The following is a 16,765-nucleotide window of genomic DNA, read 5'->3' on the forward strand; positions in this document are numbered from 1 at the left end:
CCAACAACACCTCAGCGCCGCCGGTAAGGGGGGTTCTAGGGATATCACAACAAACCCGCAACCCATAAATCAACGAAAACTCACCTTTTTCACAAATCCAGCAATTTACGCATGAAAACATGACATTACACTAAGCACAAGCCAGCGCTATGACGTAATTTCACAGCAACCACACACAACAAACACCCAAACCAACACCAAATGTCACCCATCCACAAACTTACACACAGACTCAACACCACCAAGCCCCAGAATCACAACACCTCAAACAACACGCAGCTTTCGTCGCAGGATCTTTCCAACATTGGATTTGGGCAGTTCCGCCAAAAAGGTGATCAGGTGCGGAACTTTATAGCCGGTTAAGTTCTCGCGGCAGTGTGCCATGACCGTCTCGTCGCTCAGATCAGCACCTGGGGCTTTGACGACAAAGACACTGACCGCCTCTCCGGTTTTGTCATGCGGAACACCCACACAGGCGCACTCTGCGACCCCAGGACATGCGGTGACGACAGCTTCAATTTCGTTGGGAAAGACATTGAACCCCGAGACGAGGATCATGTCCTTCTTGCGATCAACAATGCGCAGGAACCCGGCCGCGTCGAAGACCCCGATGTCACCGGTGCGAAAATATCCGTCGGCGGTAAAGGACTCGGCGTTGGCTTCAGGCTTGTTCCAGTATCCTGCCATCACTTGCGGCCCTTTGGCACAGATCTCACCACGCTCGCCCAGTGCAACCGGCGCACCGTCATCGCCGAGGAGAATGATATCGGTAGATGGGATGGGCAGGCCACAGGACCCAGTAAAATCAGACACTCCAATTGGCACCAAAGTCAGGACCGGGGCGGTTTCGGACAGGCCGTAGCCTTCGGTAATATGTGAGCCAGTCAGCGCCTTCCAATTCTGCGAGGTTGTTTCAATGACTGCGGACCCACCGCCAATCGACACTTTGAGCCTGGAGAAATCCACCTCCTTGGTGCCGGGGTGCATGGACAGAGCGGCAAACAGAGTATTGACCGCCGGAAAGACCGTGATCCCTGCCCCCTTGATCGCCGTTACCAATGCGTCGATGTCGCGCGGGTTGGGGATCAGAATGATCCGGCCTCCCAATGACAAATAGGCCAGAGACGTGGTCAGGCCAAAGATGTGATACAGCGGCAGCGCACAGACCATCACCTCTTCGTTTGGCTTCGTGGCCTCGGGCAAATGCGCCTTGTACTGTTCGAGGTTAGCCACGACATTGCGATGGCTGAGAACCGCACCTTTGGACGGGCCGGTTGTGCCGCCAGTGTATTGAAAGAAAATATTATCCTGACCAGTTAGACCGGCGGGCGTGTAATCCATTCCCTCGCCCGCAATCAAGAGGTCAGAGAACTTGAGAGTGGCGGTCAGGCGGTCATCAACAGGGGGCGTCGGGATCGGCAGGCCAATGCCATCGCCAAGGTCGATAGTGACAACGGTTTTCACAGGTGTATTACCAATAATCTCGGCTAAAACGGGAGTTGAGCCGCCAAAGATCAGGATCTTGTCTACATCTGCATCTACCAACTGATGCTCTAGCTCACGCGCAGTGTACATCGGGTTGACGTTGACCTGAACGGCCCCGGCACGAAGGATGCCCAGCATGGCAATGGGGAAGGCAAAGATATTTGGGCACATCAGGGCAATCCGATCGCCGCGCTGCACCCCCATAGTGGTTTGCAAGTAGGCCGCGACTGCACGTGATTTCGCCTCGACCTCGGCATAGGTCATGGTCTTGCCAAAACATTCGTAGGCGACGTTGTTGGCGTAGATCTGTGAGGCCTCTTCGAACAAGGCGGTGATCGAGGAGTAACGGTCCGGATTGATTTCGGCGGGGACGCCATCATCATATGTTTTCAACCAGCTTTTCATCTCAATGTCCCTTTAAACGCAAAGGCATAGCAGCAGATGGCCATCCGTTGCCAACCCCCTTGACCCAAATTTACAGTATTTGTGCCAGTTTGCGGAACATTTCGACATTGCTGTGACCAACGCCTTTGTCGCGAAACTTACGATCGGCGCCTGTGCTTACAATCACTACGTTGCGGGTCTGGTCGATGTAGATGTACTGGCCATAGACCCCATGCGCCATGAATTCTCCGTCATGGGCCCCCACAGGGATCCACCACTGATAGCCATAGCCCTTTTTACCGGCCGCAGTCGGAGCCGAAGGCCGGGTCGACTCCGCAATCCAATGTGGCGGCACGATCTGTTGCCCCCCGTAGCTGCCATTCTGCGCAACCATCTGGCCAAAGCGGGCAAAATCGCGGGTGGTAAAATTCAATCCACCCAGCACAAAGGCCACCCCAGCACCGTCAGTGATGTAATAGCCATCCCGTTCGAGCCCTAACGGCACCAGAATTTTCTCGCTTAACAATGAGGGCACATCCCGGCCTGTGGCGCCCCGGATCACCATGCCAATCACATGAGTATCAATCGAAACATACTGCCAGGTATCGCCGGGCGTGGCGAAACTGCCCGTTAGGTCCGCAGCGAACTGATCCAGTGTTCCGCCCAGCGCAAGGACACGGCCCATACGATTGATATCGGAGTCATAGTCGAAATAATCCTCGTCAAAGGTCACCCCACTGGCCATGTTCAACACGTTTCTGATGCTGGCCCCGTCATAGGCGCCGCCCTTCAGCAAAGGGGCATACTTGGTAACCGGGTCGTCAAGCGAAGCAATCGCCCCCTCGTCCAACAGCACTCCAAACAGCGCCGACAGATAGCTTTTGGCCACCGACCATGACACCCGCCGATCATTCGGAGCCGTGCCCAGATAATAGCTTTCGTGACGAATTTCGCCATTTTGCAGCACCAACAGCGAGGTCACCGCACGATCCTGGATCCATTGATCTGTACCCGCAGGCAAAGTCATGTCGCCACCCTGTGGCAGCGGGCTAATTCCTTTGTCGCCGCGTGCCAAGGGTGTGGTTACAAAGGCGCCCTCCATGTTGGAGAAGTTGCCAACGATTTTCTCTTCCGAAAACAGCGAATTCACCGCCAGCAAGCGAAATATTTCTTCCCGTTTCCACAAGCCCAGAGCCACGATGACGATGGCAAGCACCAGCCCCGTCCGAACAATGATCTTCAATACCCTACGCATTTGCACGTCTCCCGTTTTGTCCAGCCAAACCTGTGAACGCGGTTTGAGCAAGCCGGACCCCACGGAAGCTGAGTTATTTGAATTTACTCATCAGTTTTTCCAGTGGTGATCGCGGATCAGGCTGGGCTTCGATACCTTCCGGCTTGGCCGTTTGTGGCGCCTTGGGTTTAGAGGTTGAGCTGCGCGGTGGTGCAGTGCGCAAGGCCACGGCGTTCATGAACCGTCCCCCGTCCCCGGCCGCCAGCGACGCCGCTCCGTCTGAGATGCCCCGCATCAGATCGTTCAGCCAGACCTCGTCCGCCTTGGGAAAGTCCCGCAGCACATATCCCGCCACCGCATCTTTGTGTCCTGGGTGACCAATGCCCAGACGGACGCGGCCATAGTCAGCGCCGATATGTGAGTGGATCGAGCGCAGACCGTTGTGACCGGCATGACCCCCTCCCTGTTTGACCCGGCATTTGCCTGGCACCAGATCCAGCTCGTCATGCAGCACCATCACATCATCAACGCTCAGCTTGTAAAACCGCATTGCTTCACCAACCGATTGGCCGGACAGGTTCATGAATGTCTGGGGTTTCAGCAGCAGAACCTTGGCCCCACCCAGCATGCCCTCGCAGATCTGCGCCTGGAATTTGCTTTTCCACGGCGAAAACCCATGGTCCGAGGCGATCTGGTCCAAGGCCATAAAGCCAATGTTGTGACGGTTGCGGGCATATTTACCACCCGGATTGCCGAGACCGACGAAAAGTTTCATGAGGTGCCTAATCTGCCAACAATATCTGGGCCATGACTACAATGCATTTCAGCAGAAGGAAACGGGCAAGGTTCAGACTGCCAGGAAAGCGGGTTTGCCGCCCCTCCTCAGACAGGACGAAAGGCGGGATTTTTCGACTGGGACGTGATACCCTCATGATTACATTTCACTGAACAGAACCGGAGTATTCAAATGGATTATTATGATTTGGGCACCCACACTCGGGCAGTGACAACAACATCCAGCCAGGCGCAGCTGTGGTTCGATCGCGGATTAATCTGGACTTTCGCCTTTAATCACGAAGAGGCGATCCGCTGCTTTGAACTGGCTCTTGAAGCCGATGCAGACTGCGCAATGGCACACTGGGGCATAGCCTATGCGATTGGGCCAAATTACAACAAACCCTGGGACGCGTTTGAGGACGACGAGAAGCCCACCGCTCTTTCTGTTGCTCGAACCGCGGCAGCTCGGTGCCATGCGCTCAGGGATCAAGTCACCGAAACGGAACGCTCCCTTATTGACGCGGTGCAGGCCCGGTACCCGCAAGATGCTGAAGCAGGTGATTTTGGCCCCTGGAACGACGCCTATGCCGATGCGATGCGGCGGGCCTACATGGCCCATCCGGATGACCTGGATATATGCGCGTTTTTTGCTGAGGCACTGATGAACCGGACCCCCTGGCAATTGTGGGATCTGTCAACCGGCCAGCCCAAGGCGGGGGCAAGTACACTGGAGACAATCGATATTCTGGAAACCGCCTTTGGTAAATGGGACTACGCCTGGCAACATCCTGGCCTGTTGCACATGTATATTCACCTGATGGAAATGTCGCCTCACCCGGAACGCGCGCTGCGCCATGGTGATTGCCTGTACCGTCTGGTTCCTGACGCCGGGCACCTGGTGCATATGCCGACCCACATCGACGTCTTATGCGGCGACTATCAGAATGTTGTCGACAGAAATGAGGCCGCAATCCAGGCTGACAAAAAATACCTGGAGCGGGCCGGAGCAGACAATTTCTACACCGTTTACCGCTGCCACAACTACCACTTTAAAATCTACGGAGCGATGTTCCTGGGACAACCGGAACCCGCCATCCAGGCCGCAGAGGCGCTGATTGCAGATCTGCCGGCTGCTTTGCTTGCCCCCATGGCGGATTGGTTCGAAGCCTTCATCCCCATGAAGCAACACGTTCTGATCCGGTTTGGACGCTGGCATGACATTTTAGCACAGGACTTGCCGCAGGATGCCAATCTGTTTTGCGTAACAACTGCGATGATGCGATATGCACGAACCGTGGCGCTGGCAAACACCGGCGACATCCCCTCGGCTCAGGCCGAAGCGCAGCTATTTCAGAAAGCCTTGCAGCATGTACCGGACAGTCGCATGCTGTTTAACAACAGCTGCCGCGACATTCTGCAAGTCGCGGAACAAATGATGCTGGGCGAGTTGGAGTATCACAAAGGCAACACCGAAGACGCCTTTGAACACTTACGCCAATCGGTTCGTATCGACGATGCATTGCCCTATGACGAGCCTTGGGGATGGATGCAACCTGCCAGACATGCCCTGGGTGCGCTGCTGTTAGAGGGCGGCAAATATGTTGAGGCTGAAGCCGTATATCGGGCCGATCTCGGTCTGGATCCAACCCTAAGCCGGGCATGCCAACACCCGATCAATGTCTGGAGCCTGCACGGGCTATATGAATGCCTGTCACGCCGCGATTCAGTCGCCGAAACCCTGATTATCAAAGCGCAACTTGACAAGGCCGTGGCACGCACAAGTGTCGCCATTCGCGCCTCATGTTACTGCAGGAAATCCGCGGCGACATAAGCATCAACTGCCACAAAAAACGGGGCCCGCAGTGGGCCCCGTTTCACATTGCCAATGGCAAAACTTTTATGCTTCTGCTGGGGCCTCTTCGGCCTCTGCTTCGCCGTCGTCTTCATTGTCCGACGACCGCAACCCGGATGGGGCTGAGATGTTGGCGATAACGAATTCACGGTCGATGGTTGGGCGTGCGCCCGCTGGCAGATCGATCGACGAGATGGTGATGGTGTCACCAACGTCAAGACCGGTCATGTCCACAACCAGCTTCTCGGGGATGTCACCAGCGGTAACAGTCAGCTCAACCTCGGGACGTACAACGGTCAAAACACCGCCACGCTTCAGGCCTGGGGCTTCTTCTTCGTTGATGAACTCGACCGGAATGAACAGGGCGATTTCCGAAGTCCGACGCAGGCGCATTAGGTCCAGGTGTGTCGGCAGATCTTTGACCACATCACGCTGCACGTTGCGGCAGATCACGCGGACATCGTCGTGGCCTTCAACCTGAAGGTTGAACAGGGTCGACTTGAACCGGCCAGCTTTCAATTTCTTCAACAGAACGTTGAAGGGGATATTGATTGCCAGTGGATCGGTGTCGCCACCATAAACGATACCTGGGACCATGCCGTCGCGGCGTGCCTGACGAGCGGCGCCCTTGCCTGTCCCCGTCCGTTCCAGAGCTACGAGATCAGGAATCTCTCCAGCCATGATAATACTCCAAATGTTAGGGCGGGAATCCTCCAAGGCTGTATCCCCGCGTGAAGCCGCGCGTATAGAGGAAAGCCACAAGGATGGAAAGGGGCAATAGAACTGCCCCTGCCCCGGTGTCTTAGTTCTGCCAATTCCCTTCAAACCCCTGCGGGACAAGCAGGTTGTCGCGGCTCAGCCTATCGACGGACGTTACCCCACATAGTCCCATGGTGGTTTCCAGCTCTTTTTGAATGACCTCCAGAGATTTGGTCACACCATCTTCGCCCATCGCCCCCAGCCCATAAACATAAGCGCGCCCGATATAGGTGCCCTTGGCCCCCATCGACAGCGCCTTAAGCACGTCCTGACCCGAGCGGATGCCGCTGTCGAGATGCACCTCTATCTTGTCACCGACCGCATCCATAATCGCTGGCAGTGATTTAATGGCGCTGAGCGCTCCGTCCAACTGGCGGCCACCGTGATTGGAAACAATAATGGCATCGGCCCCAACGTTCAGGGCCTGTTTGGCATCTTCGGCGTCCAGAATACCCTTGATGATCAGTGGTCCATCCCACATTTTTCGAAATTCGCGGATACGGTCCCAGTCAAGCGACTGGTCAAAGGCCTCGGCGGTCCAGGTGCCCAGCGACGACGGGTCCTTCACACCCTTGGCGTGGCCGACGATATTGCCAAAGAACCGGCGTTTGGTGCCCAGCATGCCAAGACCCCATTGCACTTTGGTCATCATATCGGCAACCGATTTCACCGTCAGCTTGGGTGGCGCTGACAACCCGTTCTTCAGATCCTTGTGGCGTTGACCCAATAATTGCAGATCCACAGTGATCACCGCCGCAGAACAATTTGCATCTTTTGCGCGGTCAAACAGACGCTGCATGAAATCATCGTCTTTCAGAGTATAGACCTGCATCCAAAACGGTTTACTGGTGTGCTCTGCCACATCCTCGATCGAGCAGATCGACATGGTGGACAAAGTGTAGGGTACACCAAATTTTTCAGCTGCTTTGGCCGCCTTGATCTCGCCATCCGCATGCTGCATGCCGGTCAAGCCAACAGGCGCCAGAGCAACCGGCATCGCAACATCCTGACCAATCATCTGACCGGCGGTAGAGCGCCCAGTCATATCCAGCGCCACCCGCTGGCGCAGTCGGATCTGGTCAAAGTCGCTGGTGTTCTCGCGAAAAGTCTGCTCGGTCCAGCTGCCGCTTTCGCAATAGTCATAAAACATCCGAGGTACCCGGCGCTGATATATGCGTTTGAGGTCGTCGATATTGGTAATGACTGGCACTGAGAAGGCCTCCCTTTGAGCTTGGTAAAATTTATTTACCAATTTCTGAAAGTGAGTGCAATGCTGCAGGCCGACGAAAGGCCGTGTTCAAAAATCATGCGCCCGGCAGAAATAAATAAGGCCCAAACTCTCATTAGAGTTTGGGCCAAATGTTCGAATGCGAAGATCACAATCGATGTGTGATGTGCCGTTTCAGGCGCGGTGCGCGCCGTCGGATAGCGTTTTCACAAATGCCAGCACCTCATCCACCGGCTTGCCCGCACCAATCTGGCTGACGATGGCACTGCCAACAACCGCACCGTCCGAAATCGATGCAATCGTCTGTGCCCGCTCAGGTGTGTTGATGCCAAAGCCAACAATGACCGGCAGGTCGGTGGCGGACTTGATCCGGGCAACTTCGGGCGCAACATCGCCAGCGTCGGCCTCGGCCGCGCCAGTGATGCCGTTGATCGAGACATAATAGACAAAGCCCGAGGTATTCTGCAGCACCCGTGGCAGGCGTTCGTCATCCGTGGTTGGGGTGGCCAGACGGATAAAGTTCAGCCCCGCCTTTTGCGCCGGAATGCACAGCTCGTCGTCTTCTTCGGGGGGCAGATCAACCACGATCATCCCGTCAACGCCGGCCGCTTTGGCATCCACCAAAAATTTATCGACCCCGCGCGAATAGATCGGGTTGTAATAGCCCATCAACACAATCGGGGTGGTATCATCCGTCTTGCGAAATTCAGCCGCCAGATCCAGCGTCTTTTGCAGCGTCATGCCACTGTCCAGCGCCCGTTGACCAGCCAGCTGGATCGTCGGCCCGTCCGCCATGGGATCGGTAAACGGCAGCCCCAGTTCAATGACATCCACGCCGGCACCTGGCAGACCTTTGACAATCTCCAACGAGGCGTCGAAATCCGGATCACCCGCCATCAGATAAGCCACAAAAGCTTTTTTTCCAGCAGCCTTGAGTTCGGCAAATTTGGCATCAATGCGGGTCATGAGCGGGCCTTTTCCTATGTACCCGTTGGATGTGCCCAAATCTGACAGAGAAATCAATCCCGCCTGCACACACCAGGCTACAATCGCCAGGCTAGTCTGACTGAAACCCGAGCCACTCTGGCCATTTTGCCTGCGGACAGCTATGAGCGGCGCAACTGCAGTTTCAGGAGGCCGTCATGGGCTTTAAAATGGGGATCGTGGGTCTTCCGAACGTCGGCAAGTCCACATTGTTCAACGCATTGACCAAAACCGCTTCGGCACAGGCGGCCAACTTTCCGTTTTGCACCATCGAGCCCAACGTGGGCGAGGTCGGCGTACCCGATTCGCGATTGGACAAACTGGCGGCTATTGCTGGCTCCAAACAGATCATCCCCACCCGGATGACCTTTGTGGATATTGCTGGTTTGGTCAAAGGTGCGTCCAAAGGCGAAGGCCTGGGCAACCAGTTTCTTGCCAACATCCGCGAGACTGATTCTATCGCCCATGTGCTGCGCTGTTTTGAAGACGGCGATGTCACCCATGTCGAGGATCGCGTCGATCCGGTGGCTGATGCTGAAACCATCGAAACCGAGCTGATGCTGTCAGATTTGGAAAGCGTCGAAAAGCGCCGTACCAATCTGGTGCGCAAGCTAAAGGGCAACGACAAAGAGGCCCAACAGCAGGACCGTCTGCTGGCCGCCGCCCAAGCGATGCTGGAAGACGGTAAGCCTGCCCGCTTGGTCGAAGTTGACGACGAGGATCTGAAAGCCTGGAAACTGCTGCAATTGCTGACCAGCAAGCCGGTTCTCTATGTCTGCAACGTCGGCGAAGAAGAATCTGTCGATGGCAACGCCCACTCTGCCAAGGTCGCCGAAATGGCCGCTGCACAGGGCAACAGCCACGTCATTATCTCGGCCCAGATCGAAGAAGAGATCTCGCAACTGGACGCCGGAGAAGCCGAAATGTTCCTTGGCGAAATGGGTCTGGCCGAAGCCGGTTTGGACCGTTTGATTCGCGCTGGCTACGAATTGCTGCATCTGGAAACCTATTTCACCGTTGGCCCCAAAGAGGCCCGCGCCTGGACAATTCGCAATGGCACCAGCGCACCACAGGCTGCCGGCGTCATCCACGGTGATTTTGAAAAAGGCTTCATCCGCGCTGAAACCATCGCCTATGATGACTTTATCGCTGCCAACGGCGAACAAGGTGCCAAAGAGGCCGGCAAAATGCGCGCCGAGGGTAAGTCATACATAGTGCAGGACGGCGACGTCATGCATTTCTTGTTTAACAACTGATCAAGGGAGACCCGTCATGGCCGTCAAAATGATCATCGACACTGATCCGGGGATCGACGATGCCATGGCGATTTTCTACGCTGCAGCTGCATCGGACATTGATCTGCTGGGGCTGACCACTGTGTTTGGCAATGTCACCACCGACATTGCCACCCGCAACGCCCTTCGGTTGTTAGAAGCCGCCGACTTGGAACTTCCCGTGGCGCATGGTGCCGAGGCTCCGTTGGAATTGCCGCCCTTTACGCCGTCAGCCCATGTTCACGGGGATGAAGGGTTCGGTGACATTCCTGCGGTCACCCCCAAGGGGCAACCAGTCGACGAAGACGCCGCCGATTTCCTGTGCCGCATGGCCCGCGAGCATAAGGGCGAGCTGGTGCTTTGCCCGATTGGGCCGCTGACAAATATCGCGCTGGCCATCCAACGCGACCCCGAATTTGCCCAGAACGTCGCCCGCATCGTGATCATGGGTGGATCGCTGAACGAGGGCGGCAACATCACGCCACATGCCGAGGCCAACATCTATCACGACCCCCACTCCGCCGATGTGGTCTTTGCATCAGGTGCCAAGGTGGTGATGGTTGGTCTGGACGTCACACACCGCATCTTGTGCACCAAGGCAGATTTCACCGCCATCGCAGCCCAGGCCCCAGAACTGGGCGGCATGCTGCAAGAGATGTCGGTGTTTTACCTGAAGTTTTACGAGACCGTCGGCAAGTTTGACGGCTGTTCACTCCATGATCCGGCTGCCGTGATTGCCTGCACCCACCCCGAGCTTTTTGAGACCCAGCCAGTGCCCATGAGGGTCTCCTGCGAGGGCGAAACCTCGGGCGCGACGCTGGCCGATCCTGACAGCCAGCGCACACCGGTTGATGTTTGCATTGGGGTACAATCCGACGCAGTGAAGACTCTGTTTTTCAAACGATTGTCATTGCTACCGTGAATTTGTCACTGACCCTGGTTGCCCGGGTGGTTTGGATCACTTCCGAACACGGCTTTGTAGGTGTCGTGCCGTTGGCCCAGCCCCTCTAGCACCACAACCAGTACAAAGACGCCCACCAGCATCAACAGCATGACAATGGCCAATGTCGCCATCCAGTATTGCATCAGACCGGTGGTTACCGCGCCGGTCGCCAGAAACAGCGCAAAATAGCCACCCGGCTTATGATAGGCCTCGAACCAGCGGCGCCGCCGGGTCATGTCGAAATGATCGCCACGCCAGGTCGAGGGGTCCTTGGGGTCCGTGCTGAGGTGGTTGTGACCACCATGGGTGCCGCGCTGCCCGGCAACAAAAATCTGCAAGGTTCCGAACAGCACTGTCAAACCGCCAAACCAGGCGTGCAGCGAGCCGCTAAAACCTCCGCTTGCGACAACCGCAAGCAGTAGCCCCAGGATCGACAGAGTTATGGCGCTATAGAGTGTCCAGATATGCATGCCCCACCAGATAAACAGCGGATCAAACTTGCTTATCCCGCGTGGCAGACCCATCGGCTTGGGCTTGGTCTTGAAGTACCGGATAGAGATCACCCCAAATGGCACCAGTACAAACCAGCAGGTGAACATCAGCAGCGCGTGGTAGTTCCAGTGGATGGCAAAGGTTCGCTCAAGAAACCAGACGGTGAATTCGGTCGGGATTTCTGTGTTCATGAGATCATCCCGTCTTCAATCGCCTGGCGATTGAAAATCAAATCAGGGTCCAAGGTGCCCTCAAGCCCGGCAATGACATTTTCTGCAGACACCACGCCCATTTTTCGGGCGGATTCCTCGGTCATGGCAGCACTGTGGGGGCTAAGCAACACGTTCGGCAGTAAGAACAGTGGGTTATCCACGGCGGGAGGTTCGTTCTCGAATGCATCAATCCCTGCCCCTCCGGATGCCATTCGCCCGCTCAACTCATGGTACAGCGCCGCCTCGTCGATCAGCCCACCACGCGCCGCATTCAGAATAACCGCATGTGGCTGCATCGCAGCCAGTACCTTTGCATTGATGATGTTGCGGGTGGCGTCGTTTAGCGGCAGGTGAATGCTCAGAATGTCGACATTTGGCAGCACATCCTGCCAGTTCTCAACTTTGGTGGCGCCGACTTTGGCGATGGCCTCGGCCGACAAATAGGGATCATAGACCAGAATAGTCATGTCAAAGGCGGCTGCACGTTTTGCCACCTCGCCACCGATACGGCCCAACCCCAGCAAAAGCAGGGTTTTGTCAGCAAGTTCCGAGGTGCGCAGAGAGTTTCGCAACTCCCACGCGCCACTGCGCACCGCTTGATCGTATTCAGGGACCCGCTTGGCCAGGTGCAACATCATGGCCAATGTCTGCTCGGCAACGGAAATCGCGTTGACGGCACCAACAATGGTCACCGGAATGCCGCGCGCCGACAGAGCCGCAACCGGGACGTTGTCACAACCAACTCCATGGCGCGAGACAACCTGCAGGTTGTCGGCCCCTGCAATATCGTCTTCGGTCAGGTTCCCGGTGCGGACAAGCAACCCGTCAGCTCCGGTAATGGACGCTCTGGTGAAGGCGACATTCGGATCAGCGAACTGTTCTATCTCTAGCCCGCCATGGCCAAACAGAATGTCCAATCCGGCCTGATGCAGCTTGCCGATAACCGTTACTTTTTTCATCCTACGCCCCTAGTCCAACAAACCTTCGTCCATCTCCAGAATGTAAAGCCCAGCGTTAAAGTCGGTGATGTAGATCAACCCGTTCTCGTCGACGAACACATCCGTGGTATCAACGATTTTCGGCCTGTCGGGCCGATGGTCCATCAATGTCTCAGGCGCCGGTGGCACCAGGGCCGCAATTTCTTTGGGGCGGAACGGATCACGGATGTCGTACACCCGCAGGCCGGCATTCTGGTAGGTGACAAATATGATGTCCGAGCTTTGGAAACTTTCGGGGCGGTTTTCGTGAATGTTGTGGGGACCAAACTGACCCCCTTTGGTCGCGTAGTCAAAGTCATCCGGAATTGGCAGCGTTGAGATGCTGATCGGATTGGCCGGGTCGGTGATGTCAAAAACCCAGTTCCGCTTAACGCCGTCCTCCAGATCATCAAACACCGCCTCTTCCACCACCACCAGAAGGTTGCGATCCGGCAAAGCCAGGGCATTGTGCGTACCGCCCGCAAAGGGGGGCGAGAAATTGACGTGGCTTAGCATTTTGGGATTGTGGCGATCGCTGACATCCATCGTTGTCAGGCCCCCGTCGCGCCAGGCGCCGCAGGCCAGATCACCCTTGATAATCGCATGGTGCAGCGCATAGCGATGCTTGGGATCCCAGTCGGGCACTTCCCCCGCCTCTGCGTTCATCCCCGGTATCCACAGCTTACTGACCGGTTTTGGATTGGTCGGGTCGGACATATCCACGATGATAAAGATATCATCGGTGAACCCCGGTGGCAGCGCCGAGACATAGGCCCATTGTCCGCCCGTATACCAGATGCGATGCAGGCCCAAACCTTCAAGAGGCATAAAACCGATTTCAACCGGGTTGGCGCGGTCTTTGATATCGTAAACACGCATGCCCGCCGAATAGCTTTGATCACCACCCGACGTGTCGATTTTGTCGCCGATCGACCCCTTGTAATAATCACCGGTCTCGACCCCGTCGTCGCGCAACATGTCCTTCATGTTGACGACTAGCAGCAGGTCACCGTGGGTTTGCAGATGCTGGCTCCAGGTGGCGCCCGGCTGGGGGTAGTGTTTCACAAAGGTCGGTTTGCGCGGATCGCGCACGTCGATCACAGACCAGCCATTGGAAAACAAATGACCCACATAGGCGTAGCCGCCCGAGACCATAACCTGCACCCCATCGCCGCGACCACCCTGGTCGCAATGACCAAGGATCCGCATATTGCGCGCATAATCCGGTGTCAGAACATCACGGTTTGCCATTATCCATCTCCATATGCGTCACGAAACTGAGCGGTCATGGCATTGGCGGCCTTCACCAAAGCCGAGACATCCTGCATGACAATCAGCCACTGGTACCCCTTGTCGTAACACTCTTGTGTCCGTTCCCAAGTTGTCGTCAGAGTGCCCAGAAATTTGTCCGAACCCAGCACTTTGGCCTCGATCTCGGAAAAGGCCTTGAGCACCTCGGGGTGACTGGGATTGCCAATGTGGCCCAGGTTGGTTGCCAGATCCATGGGTCCGATAAAGACACCATCCAGGCCCTCAACGGCGAGAATATCGTCAAGATTGTCGATCGCCTCTTGGGTTTCGATAGCAATGATCACCACAATCTCGCGATTGGCGACCTCTAGATAGTTTTTGATGTTATTACCAAACCCAGCAGCGCGGTTGCTGCCCGAGACACCGCGAACCCCAACCGGTGGATAACGGCAGGCGGCCACCGCAGAGGCGGCCTCGGCTCCGGTATTTACATAAGGCACCAGAACACCCTGCGCGCCGCTGTCCAGGATCTTCTTGATTGCAACATCGTCATTCCATGGTGGGCGCACGAACGGAACAGTCCCGGTACCCTTGATGGCCTGCAACTGCGTCAACAGATCACCGTAATCACCGGGGGCATGCTCCATATCGACAATCAGCCAGTCAAACCCAGCCATGGCAAAGATTTCGGCCGGAATACTGTGCGGGACCTGCAGAAAGGCCCCGACAGTCTTTTTCCCGTCCTTCAGCTTTTGCCTAACGGGATTGTTAAATTCGTTCGTCATGAAACAGGTCATCCAGTTGTTGCGCGCCAGAATTATCCGCCAGAGTTATCCAGCAGTGTAGCCGCCGTCGGCATAGAGTGTATGTCCGGTGTAGAAATCAGACGCTTTTGACGACAGGAACAACAAGGGACCCGCCAGATCCTCGGGCTCGCCAAGGCGCCCCTTGGGCAAACGGGCATAGAAGCCTTCGCGCACTTTTTGCGCTTCGTCAGTATCAGCAAACATCCAGGCGGTCAGCGGTGAACGGAAGACCGTCGGGGCAATGGCGTTGACGGTGATGCCATCGACGCCCAATTCGCAACCCAGAGCCTTGGTCAGTCCATCGATGCCGGATTTCGAGGTGCAATAGGCCGTGTAACCTGCCGGATGCCCCAGCAAACCACGGGCCGAAGAGACCAGAACAATCTTACCAGATCCCTGCTCTCTCATATGCTTGGTTGCCGCCCGCGACAGTAGCCAGGATTGGGTCACATTGGCATCCATAACTTCGAGAAAAGTCTCAGGGGCCATGTCATTGATCTTGGCGACCCGGTTGATCCCCGATGCCACCACCAGAACGTCAAGCGAACCATATGTATCAACGGCCGTTTGCGCCATCGAGGTGCAGATGTCCTCGGATGTTGGTCGCGCGTTGATCAGCGTTACTTCTGCCCCCAAAGCCTCGCATTCTGTGCCAACCTTGCTCAGGGCTTCCATGTTGCCACCTGTCAGGACAACTTTGCAGCCTGCCCCAGCCAGGGTTTTTGCGGCAACATTGCCAAATGCCCCCGTGGCGCCGGCGATCAGCGCAACCTGCCCCTTGAGGGAAAACAGGGAATTAGGATCGTTGAAAAAACTCATGGTCTGTCCTTCGCTCAGGATTTTTCGGGATAGGGCATAGCGACAATCATCGTGACGACATCATTGGCTTCATTGACGATTTCGCGAACTTCGCCGGCCGGAATGGTCACACTGTCCATCGGTCCGGCTTTTTCTTCGGTGCCACCGACACGAATGGTCAGCTCGCCCGACAGGATCACATAGACCTTCTCCATCGGAGAGCTGTCAGGACCTGCGCCACCACCTGGCAGAAAATGCGAGCAGCCGACCCAGAATTTTTCCGGTCCGCCCTCTTCAAAACCCGCCAGACGCATCGCTTTGCAATCAAAGTGATTTGGCGCCTCGTACTGCAGTGCCTCGGAAAAACGTTTGATCAGCATATGCGCCCCCTTGATTGGAATTGGTTGCCTCTTGTACTGCGATTTAATACATATGTACCACATAGCGGTCAATGGTCATATTTTCACCTTTTGCCGCTCTAAGGGCTTTCCCTTAGAGGCCGGAATGTGGTTTCTAAGGCCAAATCTGACGGGTGGACCCAAAAAATGAATACCGAGACTGCCTCCAAGGGTGCCAATAGCCAGGGCGTACAGGTCATCGCCCGGGCCGCAGATATTCTGCGGGTGCTGAAAACTGACAATCAGGGCCTCAGCCTTGGCCAAATCGCCGAGCGGGTCTCGCTGCCACGTTCAACGGTGCAACGGATCGTCAATGCCTTGCTGGCCGAACGACTGGTGATGGCGGCCTCTGCCGAGGGTGGGCTTAGGCTGGGTCCGGAAATTCAGGCACTGGCTGCAGGCGGGCGCATCAACGTCGCCGAGCTGATACACCCTATCCTTGCCGATCTGGCCAAAGACTGTGGCGAAACGGTGGATCTGTCGATCTTTCGCGACGATCATGTCCTGTTTGTGGATCAGGTTATCGGTACCCAAAGACTCAGAACCGTGTCCGCAGTCGGCGAGGCCTTTCCGGTGACCACAACCGCGATCGGCAAGGCCTCGCTGGCACTGCTGGAAGAGGAAGAGGCGGCGACAATTGCAGCCAGAGAATTACGCCAGTCGGGTGACACCTCAAAATCGCTGTCCCAGGTGATTGCCGAACTGGAAGGCATCCGCGATACTGGCGTGGCCTTTGATCTTGATGAACACACTGATGGAATTTCAGCCGTGGCAATGGCGTTCAGAGATCCAACGGGGATGATCTATTCTATCTCGATGCCAGTTCCTTCGCACCGTTTCATGCCCAAACGGGACAGGTTGGTGGACGCATTGCAAAAAGCAATGCGCCAAGTGCAGGCGACCTTGTAAAG

The 16,765-nt window shown here is 56.1% G+C and carries 16 protein-coding genes; 4 read left to right on the forward strand and 12 right to left on the reverse strand.

The features are described from left to right. Nucleotides 1–264: 264 nt before the first annotated feature. From EBB79_RS16200 to pth, 3 genes are all read right to left on the reverse strand, one after another. Nucleotides 265–1,890: an AMP-binding protein gene (locus tag EBB79_RS16200; protein ID WP_127749857.1), complete on the reverse strand. Its 1,626-nt coding sequence runs from the start codon at nucleotides 1,888–1,890 to the stop codon at nucleotides 265–267. A 70-nt stretch (nucleotides 1,891–1,960) separates the two neighbouring features. Further along, nucleotides 1,961–3,124 carry a serine hydrolase domain-containing protein gene (locus tag EBB79_RS16205; protein WP_127749858.1) on the reverse strand — a complete coding sequence of 388 codons (1,164 nt, stop codon included), beginning with the start codon at nucleotides 3,122–3,124 and terminating at the stop codon, nucleotides 1,961–1,963. Nucleotides 3,125–3,197: 73 nt separating this feature from the next. Beyond that, a complete protein-coding gene (gene pth, locus EBB79_RS16210) occupies nucleotides 3,198–3,878 on the reverse strand; it encodes an aminoacyl-tRNA hydrolase (RefSeq protein ID WP_127749859.1) in 681 nt (226 codons plus the stop codon). Between the two features lie 192 nt (nucleotides 3,879–4,070). Between pth and EBB79_RS16215 the strand changes: the two genes are divergently transcribed. Next, nucleotides 4,071–5,711 carry a tetratricopeptide repeat protein gene (locus tag EBB79_RS16215; protein WP_127749860.1) on the forward strand — a complete coding sequence of 547 codons (1,641 nt, stop codon included), beginning with the start codon at nucleotides 4,071–4,073 and terminating at the stop codon, nucleotides 5,709–5,711. Between the two features lie 66 nt (nucleotides 5,712–5,777). On the opposite strand, the gene EBB79_RS16220 is transcribed toward EBB79_RS16215, so the two are convergent. The 3 genes from EBB79_RS16220 to trpA form a co-directional block, all read right to left on the reverse strand. Then, nucleotides 5,778–6,413, reverse strand: a complete 636-nt coding sequence (locus tag EBB79_RS16220) for a 50S ribosomal protein L25/general stress protein Ctc (RefSeq protein ID WP_127749861.1) — start codon at nucleotides 6,411–6,413, stop codon at nucleotides 5,778–5,780. 121 nt (nucleotides 6,414–6,534) lie between these two features. Next, complete coding sequence (locus tag EBB79_RS16225) at nucleotides 6,535–7,701, reverse strand: alpha-hydroxy acid oxidase (protein WP_127749862.1); 1,167 nt, start codon at nucleotides 7,699–7,701, stop codon at nucleotides 6,535–6,537. A 192-nt stretch (nucleotides 7,702–7,893) separates the two neighbouring features. Continuing rightward, nucleotides 7,894–8,685 carry a tryptophan synthase subunit alpha gene (gene trpA / locus EBB79_RS16230; protein ID WP_127749863.1) on the reverse strand — a complete coding sequence of 264 codons (792 nt, stop codon included), beginning with the start codon at nucleotides 8,683–8,685 and terminating at the stop codon, nucleotides 7,894–7,896. A 176-nt stretch (nucleotides 8,686–8,861) separates the two neighbouring features. Between trpA and ychF the strand changes: the two genes are divergently transcribed. After that, on the forward strand, nucleotides 8,862–9,959 hold the full coding sequence (ychF, locus tag EBB79_RS16235; protein WP_127749864.1) for a redox-regulated ATPase YchF: 1,098 nt from the start codon (nucleotides 8,862–8,864) through the stop codon (nucleotides 9,957–9,959). A 16-nt stretch (nucleotides 9,960–9,975) separates the two neighbouring features. Continuing rightward, complete coding sequence (locus EBB79_RS16240) at nucleotides 9,976–10,899, forward strand: nucleoside hydrolase (RefSeq protein WP_127749865.1); 924 nt, start codon at nucleotides 9,976–9,978, stop codon at nucleotides 10,897–10,899. Between the two features lie 5 nt (nucleotides 10,900–10,904). Here EBB79_RS16240 and EBB79_RS16245 read toward each other — a convergent pair whose 3' ends face one another. Genes EBB79_RS16245 through EBB79_RS16270 form a run of 6 tightly spaced genes read right to left on the reverse strand, consistent with a single transcriptional unit; the run spans nucleotide 10,905 to nucleotide 15,836 of the window. After that, entirely contained in the window at nucleotides 10,905–11,603 is a 699-nt protein-coding gene (locus EBB79_RS16245; RefSeq protein ID WP_127749866.1) for a cytochrome b561 domain-containing protein, read from the reverse strand. Further along, complete coding sequence (locus tag EBB79_RS16250; RefSeq protein WP_127749867.1) at nucleotides 11,600–12,583, reverse strand: hydroxyacid dehydrogenase; 984 nt, start codon at nucleotides 12,581–12,583, stop codon at nucleotides 11,600–11,602. The genes EBB79_RS16245 and EBB79_RS16250 overlap by 4 nt, the downstream gene beginning before the upstream one ends. Before the next feature lie 9 nt (nucleotides 12,584–12,592). Then, nucleotides 12,593–13,852: an LVIVD repeat-containing protein gene (locus EBB79_RS16255; protein ID WP_127749868.1), complete on the reverse strand. Its 1,260-nt coding sequence runs from the start codon at nucleotides 13,850–13,852 to the stop codon at nucleotides 12,593–12,595. After that, a complete protein-coding gene (locus EBB79_RS16260; protein ID WP_127749869.1) occupies nucleotides 13,852–14,637 on the reverse strand; it encodes an HpcH/HpaI aldolase family protein in 786 nt (261 codons plus the stop codon). The genes EBB79_RS16255 and EBB79_RS16260 overlap by 1 nt, the downstream gene beginning before the upstream one ends. 45 nt (nucleotides 14,638–14,682) lie before the next feature. Then, a complete protein-coding gene (locus EBB79_RS16265; RefSeq protein WP_127749870.1) occupies nucleotides 14,683–15,477 on the reverse strand; it encodes an SDR family NAD(P)-dependent oxidoreductase in 795 nt (264 codons plus the stop codon). Nucleotides 15,478–15,491: 14 nt separating this feature from the next. Then, nucleotides 15,492–15,836 carry a cupin domain-containing protein gene (locus EBB79_RS16270; RefSeq protein WP_127749871.1) on the reverse strand — a complete coding sequence of 115 codons (345 nt, stop codon included), beginning with the start codon at nucleotides 15,834–15,836 and terminating at the stop codon, nucleotides 15,492–15,494. 165 nt (nucleotides 15,837–16,001) lie between these two features. Here EBB79_RS16270 and EBB79_RS16275 point away from each other — a divergent pair, with 165 nt between their 5' ends. Then, nucleotides 16,002–16,763 (forward strand): IclR family transcriptional regulator, encoded by a 762-nt coding sequence (locus EBB79_RS16275; protein ID WP_127749872.1) that lies wholly within the window; start codon nucleotides 16,002–16,004, stop codon nucleotides 16,761–16,763. Nucleotides 16,764–16,765: the final 2 nt, after the last annotated feature.

This window comes from Parasedimentitalea marina, assembly GCF_004006175.1.
Lineage (GTDB): Bacteria > Pseudomonadota > Alphaproteobacteria > Rhodobacterales > Rhodobacteraceae > Parasedimentitalea > Parasedimentitalea marina.

Coding starts and splice junctions, on each gene's coding strand:
- EBB79_RS16260 (WP_127749869.1), bottom strand. CDS start 14,637: ATGACGAACGAATTTAACAATCCCGTTAGGCAAAAGCTGAAGGACGGG.
- trpA (WP_127749863.1), bottom strand. CDS start 8,685: ATGACCCGCATTGATGCCAAATTTGCCGAACTCAAGGCTGCTGGAAAA.
- EBB79_RS16205 (WP_127749858.1), bottom strand. CDS start 3,124: ATGCGTAGGGTATTGAAGATCATTGTTCGGACGGGGCTGGTGCTTGCC.
- EBB79_RS16250 (WP_127749867.1), bottom strand. CDS start 12,583: ATGAAAAAAGTAACGGTTATCGGCAAGCTGCATCAGGCCGGATTGGAC.
- EBB79_RS16215 (WP_127749860.1), top strand. CDS start 4,071: ATGGATTATTATGATTTGGGCACCCACACTCGGGCAGTGACAACAACA.
- ychF (WP_127749864.1), top strand. CDS start 8,862: ATGGGCTTTAAAATGGGGATCGTGGGTCTTCCGAACGTCGGCAAGTCC.
- EBB79_RS16245 (WP_127749866.1), bottom strand. CDS start 11,603: ATGAACACAGAAATCCCGACCGAATTCACCGTCTGGTTTCTTGAGCGA.
- EBB79_RS16275 (WP_127749872.1), top strand. CDS start 16,002: ATGAATACCGAGACTGCCTCCAAGGGTGCCAATAGCCAGGGCGTACAG.
- EBB79_RS16200 (WP_127749857.1), bottom strand. CDS start 1,890: ATGAAAAGCTGGTTGAAAACATATGATGATGGCGTCCCCGCCGAAATC.
- pth (WP_127749859.1), bottom strand. CDS start 3,878: ATGAAACTTTTCGTCGGTCTCGGCAATCCGGGTGGTAAATATGCCCGC.
- EBB79_RS16270 (WP_127749871.1), bottom strand. CDS start 15,836: ATGCTGATCAAACGTTTTTCCGAGGCACTGCAGTACGAGGCGCCAAAT.
- EBB79_RS16255 (WP_127749868.1), bottom strand. CDS start 13,852: ATGGCAAACCGTGATGTTCTGACACCGGATTATGCGCGCAATATGCGG.
- EBB79_RS16265 (WP_127749870.1), bottom strand. CDS start 15,477: ATGAGTTTTTTCAACGATCCTAATTCCCTGTTTTCCCTCAAGGGGCAG.
- EBB79_RS16220 (WP_127749861.1), bottom strand. CDS start 6,413: ATGGCTGGAGAGATTCCTGATCTCGTAGCTCTGGAACGGACGGGGACA.
- EBB79_RS16240 (WP_127749865.1), top strand. CDS start 9,976: ATGGCCGTCAAAATGATCATCGACACTGATCCGGGGATCGACGATGCC.